General features: G+C 48.1%; 7 protein-coding genes. 4 read left to right on the forward strand and 3 right to left on the reverse strand.

Going from position 1 to position 12,813, the window contains the following annotated elements; all coding sequences use genetic code 11:
• Window positions 1-6: 6 nt before the first annotated feature.
• Complete coding sequence (locus MHH91_RS09090) at window positions 7-7,452, forward strand: beta-ketoacyl synthase N-terminal-like domain-containing protein (protein ID WP_013352339.1); 7,446 nt, start codon at window positions 7-9, stop codon at window positions 7,450-7,452.
• A gap of 137 nt (window positions 7,453-7,589) precedes the next feature.
• Here MHH91_RS09090 and MHH91_RS09095 read toward each other — a convergent pair whose 3' ends face one another.
• Window positions 7,590-8,801 carry a cytochrome P450 family protein gene (locus MHH91_RS09095; protein WP_013352340.1) on the reverse strand — a complete coding sequence of 404 codons (1,212 nt, stop codon included), beginning with the start codon at window positions 8,799-8,801 and terminating at the stop codon, window positions 7,590-7,592.
• Window positions 8,802-9,153: 352 nt separating this feature from the next.
• Here MHH91_RS09095 and MHH91_RS09100 point away from each other — a divergent pair, with 352 nt between their 5' ends.
• Both MHH91_RS09100 and MHH91_RS09105 read left to right on the forward strand, forming a co-directional pair.
• Window positions 9,154-9,525, forward strand: coding sequence for a NucA/NucB deoxyribonuclease domain-containing protein (locus MHH91_RS09100; RefSeq protein ID WP_232469737.1), 372 nt, complete (start codon window positions 9,154-9,156; stop codon window positions 9,523-9,525).
• An 83-nt stretch (window positions 9,526-9,608) separates the two neighbouring features.
• Window positions 9,609-10,340, forward strand: a complete 732-nt coding sequence (locus MHH91_RS09105) for a YoaK family protein (protein ID WP_013352342.1) — start codon at window positions 9,609-9,611, stop codon at window positions 10,338-10,340.
• A 34-nt stretch (window positions 10,341-10,374) separates the two neighbouring features.
• Here the strand turns inward: MHH91_RS09105 and MHH91_RS09110 are convergent, their stop codons facing one another.
• A complete protein-coding gene (locus tag MHH91_RS09110) occupies window positions 10,375-10,737 on the reverse strand; it encodes a hypothetical protein (RefSeq protein WP_013352343.1) in 363 nt (120 codons plus the stop codon).
• Window positions 10,738-10,929: 192 nt separating this feature from the next.
• Window positions 10,930-12,258, reverse strand: coding sequence for a S8 family peptidase (locus MHH91_RS09115; RefSeq protein WP_013352344.1), 1,329 nt, complete (start codon window positions 12,256-12,258; stop codon window positions 10,930-10,932).
• Between the two features lie 183 nt (window positions 12,259-12,441).
• On the opposite strand from MHH91_RS09115, the gene MHH91_RS09120 reads away from it, so the two are divergent.
• Window positions 12,442-12,675: a hypothetical protein gene (locus tag MHH91_RS09120; protein WP_014471844.1), complete on the forward strand. Its 234-nt coding sequence runs from the start codon at window positions 12,442-12,444 to the stop codon at window positions 12,673-12,675.
• The last annotated feature ends 138 nt before the right edge of the window (window positions 12,676-12,813 follow it).

Below are 12,813 nucleotides of genomic sequence, written 5' to 3' on the forward strand. Positions count from 1 at the left end.
ACGGCTTTGCAAAACACGGAAGATCTTCTTTACAAACTATTGGCAGGCCAGCTGAAATCTGTCGGATTTTTTACAGAAAACAAGACGCAGCCTGTATTGCAGGGGTTTTACGGCAGGTGGCTGGAAGAAAGCATCTCCATCTTGGTGCAAAATGGCTTTTTAAAACAGTCAGGCAGTACGTATGTGTTAACGGGGCCGATAGAGCATGCGGACGTGCTGTGGCAAGAATGGGATGAAAAGAAAGCTCCTTTACTCAAGGACAGCAGCAAACAGGCGATGATCACATTGGTGGAGACAGCCCTCAGAGCTTTGCCGGATATTTTATCCGGCAGAGTTTCTGCCACTGATGTTCTGTTTCCTGATTCCTCAATGGAATTGGTGGAAGGAATCTATAAAAATAATGAAACGGCAGACTACTTTAATGAGGTGCTCGCTGACACATTGACAGCTTTTATTGAAGAACGCCTGAAAGAAGACCCGAACGCAGAAATCCGGATATTAGAGATCGGAGCGGGTACGGGCGGGACAAGCGCGACCGTTTTTAAAAGATTAAAAGAGTACAAGCATCACGTAAAAGAATATTGCTATACCGATCTGTCAAAGGCCTTTTTCCTGCATGCTGAAAAAGAATACGGGCCCGACAATCCGTATTTGACCTATAAGCGGTTTAATGTGGAAGAGCCGCCGGCTTTGCAGGATGTAGACGCGGGCGCATATGATGCCGTGATTGCGGCAAATGTGCTTCACGCGACAAAAAATATTCGGCAGACGCTTCGCAATGCCAAAGCCGTGCTCAAAAAGAACGGGATTTTGCTATTAAATGAGATCAGCAGCCATTCGGTTTATTCTCACCTGACATTCGGTCTTTTGGAAGGCTGGTGGCTTTATGAGGACGCCGAGCTGCGCATCCCCGGATGTCCGGGGCTCTATCCTGAAGCGTGGCAGTCTGTGCTGGAAAGCGAGGGATATCGATACGTTACATTTATGGCGGAATCGTCACATCAGCTCGGTCAGCAGATCGTGGCGGCAGAAAGCGACGGCGTCATCAGGCAAAAGCAGCCGGACGCGCAGGCCGTTGAAGAAATTGCGGCTTCCAAAGAGCCGGCTGAATTCACAGAACCGGCTTCCTCAGTCACAGACCGGACGGTGCAATTCATAAAAGAAACGTTAGCCAAGTCGATAAAGCTTGCGCCCGAGCGAATTCAGCCGGAAACCAGCTTTGAAAAATACGGCATCGACTCCATTTTGCAGGTGAATTTTATCCGTGAATTGGAAACATTGACTGGCGAGCTGCCGAAAACGGTCTTATTTGAACACACGAATACGAAAGAACTTGCCGAGTATCTGCTGGACACTTACCCCGATAAGCTGCAGCAGGCATTTGGAGCTGAACAAGCGCCCCCTGAAACGAAGAAGCAGGAACCCGTAATAGAGGAACCGGTGCCGCTTGTAACGGAAACACGGCGATTTATCACTGAACCGAAAGAGGCGGAAGCGCCCAAGCCGGACACAGAAACCGCCGACACTAATCGCTCTGATCGGGATGACATCGCCATTATCGGCATCAGCGGCCGCTACCCGGAGTCCGAAACACTTGATGAGCTGTGGGAGCATTTAAAAGCCGGAGACAGCTGTATTACAGAGGCTCCGAAAAACAGATGGAAGTCGGGCCTTCTGAAAACAATGGCAAAAGAAACACGAAAAGAAGACCGAAAAACACGGTACGGCGGCTTTCTGCAGCATATTGACGCTTTTGACCATCACCTGTTTGACATCAAGGAAGACCATGTGATGGAGATGACACCTGAGCTCCGGTTAAGCCTTGAAACCGTATGGGAAACATTTGAAAACGGGGGCTACTCGTTAGAGAGATTAAACAAGTGGCAGGAAGCAGACAGCGGCATCGGTGTTTTTATGGGCAGTATGTACAATCAATATTTTTGGAATATCCCGTCATTGGAAAAAGCAGCGCTCAGCTCTAACGGAGGGGATTGGCACATCGCCAACCGGATTTCTCACTTTTTCAATTTAACGGGTCCGAGCATGGGCGTGACGACCGCATGCTCCAGCTCACTGAGCGCCATTCATCTCGCCTGTGAAAGCCTGAAGCTTAACAGCTGTTCCATGGCAATTGCCGGAGGGGTTAATCTCACGCTTGAACCGTCTAAATATGATGCGCTCGAACGGGCGAATTTGCTTGAACAGGGAAGTGAAAGTAAAAGCTTCGGAACAGGCACGGGTCTGATGCCGGGCGAAGGGGTCGGGGCGGTGCTCCTGAAGCCGCTCTCCAAAGCGGTTGCCGACAAAGACCATATTTACGGCGTCATTAAAAGCAGCGCGTTGTGCCATAGCGGAGGAAGGCAGATGTATACGGCGCCGGATCCGAAACAGCAGGCGAAGCTCATGGCGGCTTCCATCAGCAAGGCCGGAATAAATCCGGAAACAATCGGTTATGTTGAATCAGCGGCAAACGGCTCGGTATTGGGAGATCCGATTGAGGTCATTGCCCTGACAAACGCGTTCTCGCAATATACCGATAAAAAACGTTTTTGCGCGCTTGGATCCGTCAAGTCAAACCTCGGCCATTTAGAGGCGGCCTCCGGCATGTCCCAGCTCGCAAAAGTGCTATTGCAAATGGAGCGGGAAACGTTAGTTCCGACCATTAACGCTAAACCGCAAAATCCGAATATCGCGCTTGAACAAACAGCCTTTTACCTGCAGGAAAAAACCGAGCATTGGGAGCGTATGAGGGATGCCGGGACGGGAGACATCATACCGCGGAGAAGCATGATTAATTCCTTCGGGGCAGGCGGGGCATATGCGAATCTGATCATAGAAGAATATATCAGTCCAGATTTCCATCAGAACCGCAACAGCTCTGAGGAATATATTTTCCCTGTGTCAGCGAAAACGAAATGGAGTTTTGAAGCCTATCTTGACAGACTGGCGGCCTTTTTAGAAAAGACGCCATCTCTTCATCCGGCCGCTGTCGCATCCGCGCTACAAAAAAGAACGCATCATTCGGAGTACCGGGCGGCATTTACGGCTTCAACCGTTCAGGAACTGGTGAAAAAGCTGGCCGCTTACCGCTTGGATCAGCCGAATCTCAATTTCTCCGATTCTGCTATCGCCAATCGTGCGCGGCAATGGGAAAAAGGAGAGAATATCGCATTTGATCAGGTGGAGCAAGAGCACGCCGTTCATCTGCCGGCCTATGCTTTTGACCACCGGACTTCTTTTCATTTCGGTGAAGCAGAAAACGCGGCCGGCGTTCAGGCGAAATACAATGATGATGATCCATATGTGCAAGGGCATCAATTCAACGGAGAACCTGTACTCGTCGGCGCTACATACAAAAGTCTGGCGGCCGAGCAGTTTTATCATCTCTTTCCCGATGCAGAAGGAGGACAAATTAAAAAACTGAATTACGTCAATCCCATTACCGTAAAAAAAGGCGATCGCATCGAGCTGAAAACAGAATCAAAACAAAACGGGGATGCTTTTGAACTGCGCATGATGTACCGCAGCCGTACATCTCCTGATTGGAGCGCAGCGGCGTATGCCGAGTGCAGTCCGTATCCGTTTCAGAAGCGGCACGCGGATCTGGCGGCCATTCAGCGCTCTTACAGTGAAGTGGGACGGATAGATGAGTTATACGGAGACGGAACGGGAACCGTCGTGTGGGGAGAAGAATTTAAAACGATCACCCGCCTATACAAAGGCACTGATGCCGTTTTAGCAAAGCTGAATCTGAACAATGGCGACTCGCAAAATTATGCTATAAATCCGTTAATCGCCAACAGTGCTTACTTGTCCGCGCTTTCTTTATTGGATCAAGCGGATGCAGAAAGCTATCTGCCGTTCGGCATTAATTCCGTCACCTTCGGCAGCCCGGAAAATCTCACCGATTGCTGGCTGCACATCAAGCTGGCCAAACAAACAGGGGAGATGATCCTGTTTAACGCAGATGTAATCAACAGCCGGTCTGAAGTGGTTATGTGTTATGAAGGCTATGCCCTGAAACGGTTCCGCCCGGAAGCGTTTCAGATGAATCAGCCGGCTCGAACGACTGTGAAAAGCGCGGGAGAATCGATTTCTGCCGGCAGTCTGACAGATCATATCCGCAGCTATGTCCTTGGCAAGCTCGCCAAGATGATGGATGAACCTGCGTCATCCCTGCGTTCTGATGCTAATATCATGGAATTGGGGCTTGATTCCGCAAGCCTGATCGGACTGACAAAAGAGATCGGCGAAGAGGCAGAAATCGATGTGAATCCAACATTGTTTTTCGAGTATCCTACGGCGGAAGAGCTGACCCGCTACTTTGCGTCAGCACATGAGAGCAAATTTTCTCAATTGCTTGCCGATCACAAGCATACAGAAGAGGCTTCGGTAACAAAAGAAGCGCCAACTTTGCCGAAGGAACAGCATCCACCCTGTGATAACAGTAAGATCAAGCAAGGAATCGCCATTATCGGTATGTCAGGTCAGTTTCCGCAATCTCCGGATATCCAGTCTTTTTGGGAACACACCGTAAACGGAGATCACTGTATTTCAGAAATTCCGGCGGAGCGCTGGGACTGGCGCCGTTACGCCGATGATGAGGATGACACAAGCCTCAGATGGGGCGGTTTTATTGACGGAGTCGGAGAATTTGACCCGCTCTTTTTCGGAATTTCTCCTAAAGAGGCTTCGCAAATGGGGCCTGAGCAGTTTCTGCTCTTGATGCATACGTGGAAGGCAATGGAGGATGCGGGCCTGACCAATAAGGCGTTATCAAGTAGACCGACAGGCGTTTTCGTTGCCGCGGGCAATAGCGACCCAAACAATGGAACATCCATTCCGTCCATCATTCCGAACAGGATATCATATGCCTTGAATTTACAAGGGCCGAGTGAATATTACGAGGCTGCCTGCACGTCAACGCTTGTGGCATTGCACAGGGCGGTTCAATCGATCCGTCATAACGAATGTGAGCAGGCTGTCGTGGGCGCCGTCAATATTCTGCAGTCACCGAAGGGCTTTATCGGATTTGATTCAATGGGATATTTAAGCAAAAACGGCCGGGCGAAATCTTTCCAAAAAGATGCCGATGGTTTTGTCAGAAGTGAAGGGGCGGGCGTTATCATCGTAAAACCGCTCGAGGCGGCAATTGAAGACGGTGATCACATTCACATGGTCATTAAAGGAACCGGGGTGTCTCATGGCGGTAAGGGCATGTCGCTTCACGCGCCGAACCCGGCGGGAATGAAGGCCGCGATGAAAAAAGCGTACGAGGGCACCGATGTCGATCCGCAAACCGTCACATACATTGAAGCCCACGGCATTGCCTCCGAAATGGCAGACGCGCTGGAGTTCAATGCCATCAAAGCGGGCTACGGCGAGTTTGCGAATGAGGAGGAAAGCGCGCCTTGTTATATCAGCACTGTGAAACCTTGCATCGGCCATGGCGAACTCGCTTCCGGACTGGCAGCCCTTATGAAAGTGGCGATGGCCATGAAGCATCATACTATCCCGGGCATTCCCGGCTTTACAGCTGCAAATGAGCAAATGACCATTCAGCAAAGCCGCTTCCGTTTCACCGAAGACAATCAAGAATGGACACAGCTCACCGACGATAATGGCAGTCTGATTCCGCGCCGGGCCGCAATTAACAGCTATGGCTTCGGCGGCATGAATGCGCATGTCGTCTTGGAACAGTACAGCCCTCGTCTGAAAGACACGGAATCTGCACATGAACCGCAGCTTATCGTGCTTTCTGCTAAGAGCGAAGATCGGCTTAAGGCGGCCGCAGGTCAGCTGGCTGCTTTCATACAAACTGAATATATTCCGTCATTGCGGGATATTGCTTACACGCTTCAGACCGGGCGTGAGGCGATGAACTGCCGCCTGGCACTCGTTGCCCGCAATCAAGATGAACTGCTGGAAAAACTGACAGATTACAGAGAGTTTTCCGAAGAAAGCAAAGGAATGAAAAGCTTCTTTACAGGCAGTCAGCAGACTGGATCAGGAGATATCGGGGTTTTACTGGAAGGGACACTCGGTACAGTCGTTACGGAGACGCTTCTGGCAGAAAATAATCTGGAAAAGCTGGCGTTTTGCTGGGTTAAAGGCGCGGACATTCCATGGGACAGACTCCACCAAGGTAAACCTGTTCGACGAGTCCCGCTTCCGACATACCCTTTTGAAAAACACAAGTATTGGAAAGGCGGTCGGACAGAAGACATCAGCCTTCCGCCGGTTTCACAGAACCCTCAGTCCCGCCGCGGGGATGCGGCTGACATTGTGGCTGACATTTTGGGGATGGAGGCGGCGGAAATTGATCAAAATAAGCCGCTGACTGAATACGGCTTCGATTCATTCTCCTGTATTCAGCTGCTGAAAAAACTTGAGGACGCAGACAGCCGCATAAGTCTGGAAGCTCTTCAGAACTGCGGTACTCTTCAGGAGCTCAACGTGCTGTTAAAAACGAACCAATCGCAAGGTGCGGGCGGGAATTTTCCCGAACTCGTCAAACTGAATGAAAAGGAAACAGGCCGTCCTGTTTTTTGGTTTCACGGAGGAACGGGAGGCGTTGAAGCGTATCAGCCTTTCGCCAAAAAGAGCCAGCGCCCTTTTTACGGCATCCAGGCAAGGGGTTTGACAGGGAAAGACCCGCTGCAAGGAATTGAAGAGATGGCCGCTTCTTATGTGAGAATCATCCAAGCTGTACAGCCGAAAGGCCCATATGATCTTGGCGGATATTCCTTGGGCGGCATGCTTGCATATGAAACAGCGCGCCTCTTGCAGGAGAAAGGGCATACGGTGAAAAGCGCCGTCATGATCGATACCCCGTACAGTGAAAAATGGAAAGAAAGAAAACCATCTATCAAGTCAGTCATGCTGCAAACGATCAATACGATGCTTACGGCATATCTCAAGCCTGAAAACCCTGAAGAGGCATTAATCAGCAGGGAAGACATTACCGTTCAGGCTGAGGAAGAAGATGTACTGAAAGAATTGATCACACTTGCCAAAGAGCGCGGCCTGCCCAAATCAGAAGAAGCGATACGGATGCAGCTGGAGCAAATGATGAAGACGCAGCTCGCTTACGGAATGGAAGAGTATGACATGAAGCCGCTGCCTCATCCGGAAGCGCTGCAATGCTACTATTTCCGAAATAAAAGCGGTTTGTTTCTCGGGGATCTTGAACGTTATCTCACAGCAGAGGAAGAACAAATTCCGTTAGACTATGATGCGTATTGGAAAGAATGGGAACGGCAGATAAAACAGTTTCACCTGCTGGACGTGCATTCTTCCAATCATGTTACAATGCTGACGGAAACAAAGCCGCAAAACGCCATTAAGGCATTTTGCGAAAAGCTGTACGCAAACAAAGGGACGATAAGCGCCAATTTTCTTAAATCTTTCAGGAAAAAGCTGGACGAAACAAATGAGTTGGTAAAACGGTAATAGAGAAAGCTGCCGGAGCAATCCGGCAGCTTTTTTGCCTAAATCAGAACTAAATTTACTATGTACTAAATATTCATATAAATTTATTGTTTCCTGTTTATAAGACATTTAAAAAGCCCCCAAAAAGGGGGCGGGTATCAAAATTTGACAGGCAATGTTTCAAGCCCTCTTAAAAACACATTTTTTCTCCATGTCAAATCCTCGGACGAGCCGTTCAGCTCTATATTCGGAAACCGTTTTAAAAGCGCATTAAAGGCAATGGATGCTTCCATCCGGGCGAGCGGGGCTCCGAGACAGAAATGAATGCCGAAACCGAAAGAGATATGACGGTTCGGTGTTCTCGCCACATTTAATGTATCGGGTTCATCGAAATATTCCGGGTCCCGATTGGCTGAACCGATGCCGATAAAAATCATATCGCCTTTTTTAATGGAAACATCTTTATACGTGAAATCTTCAATCGCCCATCGATTCGCCATCATGATGACGGGAGAGGTATAACGCAAAAGCTCCTCGACCGCCGTCTGGATAGTGTCGGGCTGCCGCTTTATGTTCTCCAGCTGGTCTTTGTGGAGAAGAAGCGCCAGTGTGCCGGAGCCGAGAAGGTTAACCGTTGTTTCAAGCCCGGCGACGACTAACAAAAACAGCATGGAATACAGCTCTGATTCACTCAGCTTTTGGCCGTCCTCTTCTGCGTAAATAAGCTTGCTTGTCAGATCCTCACCCGGGTGGTTTCTTTTTTCTTCAATCAGTGTTTGCATATATTGTTTAAACTCTCTGAGCGCCTGGTTGGTCGCATCTTGTCCGCTTTCTGACGTGTCGACCATCGCGCTTGTCCACACTTGAAATTTGGCACGGTCTTCTTTCGGAATTCCGAGCAGCTCGGAAATGACGATAAACGGGAGCGGTGCGGCGAAATCTCTCATGATATCAGGATCTGCTTTTGTTTCCATTTCATCCAGCAGCTCTTCTGTGATCCGTTCTATCCCGGTGCGAAGCTGCTCAATCATCCGGGGAGTGAATCCCTGATGCACCAAAGATCGAAGGCGTGAATGATCGGGAGGGTCTTTTGCCAGCATATGCTCTGATACAAAATCTATATCTTCACTGACATTCAGCTTCGCGATCAGCTCCTTCGGCATGACCCGTTTGACATCTCTTGTAATTCTTCCGTCCTTTAAAAACGCCATACAATCATCATAACGTGTGATGAGCCAAGCCGGAAAGGTGCCTCCGAAACGCTGCAGTTCGAATTTATGTATAGGATCCTGCTCTCTGAATCTGCTTAGTACCGCAAAAGGGTTTTCGTGAAACTCGGATGAGTGTGGGTGAAACATTATTTTTTCCATCTTGATTTCCCCGCCTTCATGTTTTTGAAAAAGACATAACAAACAGCCGGTGCCTGTCGACCGGACGGCATTCCTCCTATTATCCGCCGAAGAACCTGATTACAACGGCTCATAAGTATGTCTAAACTATATAAGGAAACAGAAGCCGGTTCAACAGACAAATCGTAAAGCCGCCATTTTCGTTGATTATCAACAAAACAACATACTTTTTTTTCCATTCCATCATGTGCGCTAAGTCCGGCTAATATACATATTTACGCTTCATATCAACTTCTTAAGGAGGCTGTGAATGGCTGCGTTTATGAAATGGACGGCAAGTCTGCTTTTGGTGATCTTTCTTCAGTTCGGCTTTATGGGCGCCGGCATCCATTCGGAGAATACTGCTGAAGCTGCATCCCGATATGATCATGTGCTGTATTTCCCGCTGTTAAAATATCCGGAGACGGGGAATCATATAAAAGATGCCATTTCGGCAGGGCATTCTGACATTTGTACAATTGATCGCGGCGGAGCTGAGGAAAGAAGGAAAGAATCATTGAAAGGCATTCCGACAAAGCCTGGGTTTGACCGTGATGAATGGCCGATGGCAGTCTGTACGGAAGGCGGGGCAGGGGCTGACATCAGATATGTAACCCCTTCGGATAATCGCGGAGCCGGTTCATGGGTTGGAAATCAAATGAGCGGATATTCCGACGGTACGAGAGTATTATTTATCGTTCAGTAACCTTCTCCGGTTCGCCGGAGTTTTTTTGCTTTGAAAAAGAGGCGTGCCGGCTGGACATATGAAATCGCGAAGAGTAAACTTATATGTTGGAAATCGGCATGAGAAAGGATTGGATCACATTGACAGTGACTACATACCGAAATATTGCACTTTTGCTTCTTTGTTTAACTGCGGGAATTGTGGATGTGATCGGTTATTTAAGTTTAGGGCATGTCTTTACCGCCAATATGACGGGGAATATCGTTCTGTTCGGCCTTGCGATCGGCAATTCATGGCACCTTGCCGTACTCAAATCTTTAACCTCGTTAATCGGATTTATTGCCGGCGTTATTGCCGCCGCCGTGCTTGTCGGCAATAAAAAGAAGTCATTCTGGCCGCCTGCCGTAACTGCGGCTTTGGTTATTGAAGGAGCTGTTTTGCTCCTGTTTGCTCTGTTCTCTTGTTTTTTTGCAGAGAGCATTTCTGTTTATGTGCTGATTATGCTGCTCAGCTTCGCAATGGGAATGCAGACGACAGCCGCGAGAAAACTTGGTGTAGCCGGGATTTCCACGACCGTATTAACGGGAACGCTTGCTAATTTTTTTGAAGATCTCACCGCAAGGTTTTACAAATCGGACAAGCGGAAGCAGTTTACGAGAGATGCTGTTTTGCGCGCGCTTGCCTTGGTGCTGTATTGCTTCGGGGCGGTCATTGGCGCCTTTGCCGAACCGGATTATAAATTTGCCGTTATCTGGCTCCCGATTATCATTATTTTAGGTATTATGCTTTGCGCATTCACGATGTTCCACGGTTATTCGGAAGAAAAAAACCAATAAAAAAACGCCGCTGATTCAGGGCGTTTTTTTCGTTTTATTGCTCTTGTCGGGTCCCGATTGTATAAACGGCCCGATCTGTATGTACCTTTAATCCGTTCTGCTCTTTTTGAATGGTAATGTCACCAAGCAAAGGGATTTCATACGCATCTTGAGGGAGCGGTACATTGCCTTCCTCCGTATAGGTTGTGCCGTGCCCTTTTAAGACGAGTTCTTCGTCCGCTACATAGTCATCGGGATGATTTGTTCGGCGGACGAGAACATCATCAAGGTGAAGCATGATTTGATCCATATCAGAAATCTCATTCCGGCTGTCTGTCAGCTCTCCTTTTCTGATATCAAGCGTTTGTCCGATTTGCTTTTGCAGCCATTCAGACAGTTCGGTGTTTGTGAGTGCCATTGTCATTCCTCCTTTTATCTACACCATACTTATTCCCTATTTTTTCAGAAATACACTGTCTTGCATTCATCTTTTATTCTGACAGCAGGATATGAAGAGTTCCGAGTTTCTTCATTATAATGTTTCTGCTGTTTACTGAAAAACGGGGTCATCTGCTGATGCAGACGATCCCGTTTTCTCATGAGAAAAAGGTTATTCTTTCGGTACGGCGTTTTCGGCGTTCACTGCGCCTGCTCCGTAAATGTTCGGATCTTCATTTGTCCATTTATCCGGACTTTGTTTGATCAGTGTTTTCACTTCGTCAGGCGTAAGCTGCGGGTTCTGCTGAAGGATTAAGGCGGCGATGCCCGCACAGATCGGAGTGGCCATGGATGTGCCCGACAAACTGAAATACAAGGACCCTACACGGTTTGATTTTTGTAATTTGTCAAGATATGAACGCGGAGAACGAAGGGATACGATATCGACTCCGGGTGCAAGAATATCAGGCTTCTCTTTTCCGTATACCGTCGGGCCGCGGCTTGAGAAAGAAGCAATCGTATCATCTTCATTGCTCGGCGTATCATTGTCATCATAGGCGCCTACCGTGATGACCTTCTGACTGACGCCGGGGCTTGAAATCGTTTGTGCTTCCGGACCGGAGTTGCCCGCGGCGACACAGACGACGATTCCTGCGTTCCATGCTTCTTCAACGGCCTTGACGAGCGGATCATCCGTTTCTTTGTCATATCTGAGCGCTTCTCCGCCCAGCGACATGCTGATGATCCGGATCGGGTTCTCGGTGTATTCTTTATTATATTGTATGCACCATTCCACTCCTTCAATGATATCAGCCAAGGTTCCTGATCCTGATTTGTTTAATACCTTGACACCGATCAGATTGGCTTCCGGCGCCGGTCCTTGATATTTTCCGGAAGAGGATGCGCCGCTGCTCGCAATATCACCGGCGCAATGAGTGCCGTGGCCATTGTCATCATACGGTTCTGTCCTTTGGTTTACAAAGTCGGCAAATCCGGTAATTCTGCCTTCTAAATCGGGGTGCTGATAGATTCCGGTATCAATAACGGCAACGGTTACGCCTTTCCCTGTTAATACGGTGCCGTTTCGGGTCACTTCTTTTGCATGGGATGATTCCGCTGCCGTATCAAGAAGTGCTTTTACTTCACGGTTTAAATAGATTTTACGGATATCCCGGCATTGAGAAAGAAGCATATGAAGGGCGGACGGGGTGACTTCCGCGCTGCAGCAATTAAATGTTTGAAACTGCTTTTTTATAGTGCAGCGTTTCTCATTTGATAGGACCTGACCCGTGCTGTGAAAACCGGATTCGTGGCATCCCTCTTCGAATTCAATGATGACTGACATTTTCTTTCTGTTTTTTACCTTCTCTTCGAAAAAGCTGTGCAAAAAGCAAGGCGTCCATTTGAAAGGTTTATATAACTGTAATACGTTTTCTCTGAGCGGCCAGTCCAGTTTATGAGCATTTGACCGCACCATTTGTACCATTGAGTAACCAAACATATATACTTTTCCTCCCATTCTGGCGATTCTCTCTATACCATATGAACAGGCTGTATGTTCGGTCAGTTTGTTTGTCCTTCAGAGAGCTGGTTACTTGCGGCTTTTTCAGATGAAAAAGAAACGAATAAGTTGAAATCGAACACTTGTTCGTTTATAATAAAGCCGACAGAAGGAGGTATAAATATGAACATGATATTGAGACATTCCTTGGAAAAGCAGCTTCCAATTGATATTATATATATGAAAAAAGACGGCTCGATTTCAAAACGGACCATTATTATTAAAAAAGGGGATGAGCGGGCTGTGAAGGCATTCTGCTGTACAAAAAGGCAGATGAGAACCTTTTTGACGGAGTCCATTCTGTCCTGCGCATTTGCTTCGGGAGGCGGATCTGCATTTTTAAGAGCGTATTCTTGATGTTTTCTGTTTCCTCTGTCAATCTCCCGTCCGTGAAAATTCGGGCATTCCTCCCTTTTTTTTTGCCTTCTCTCAACCTTTTTTCACTGATGCCCGGCATCTGAAGGCTTGAACCGTGACAATCCATTGATTTTTTGA

It is taken from the genome of Bacillus sp. FSL K6-2819 (assembly GCF_038008305.1).
Lineage (GTDB): Bacteria > Bacillota > Bacilli > Bacillales > Bacillaceae > Bacillus > Bacillus amyloliquefaciens.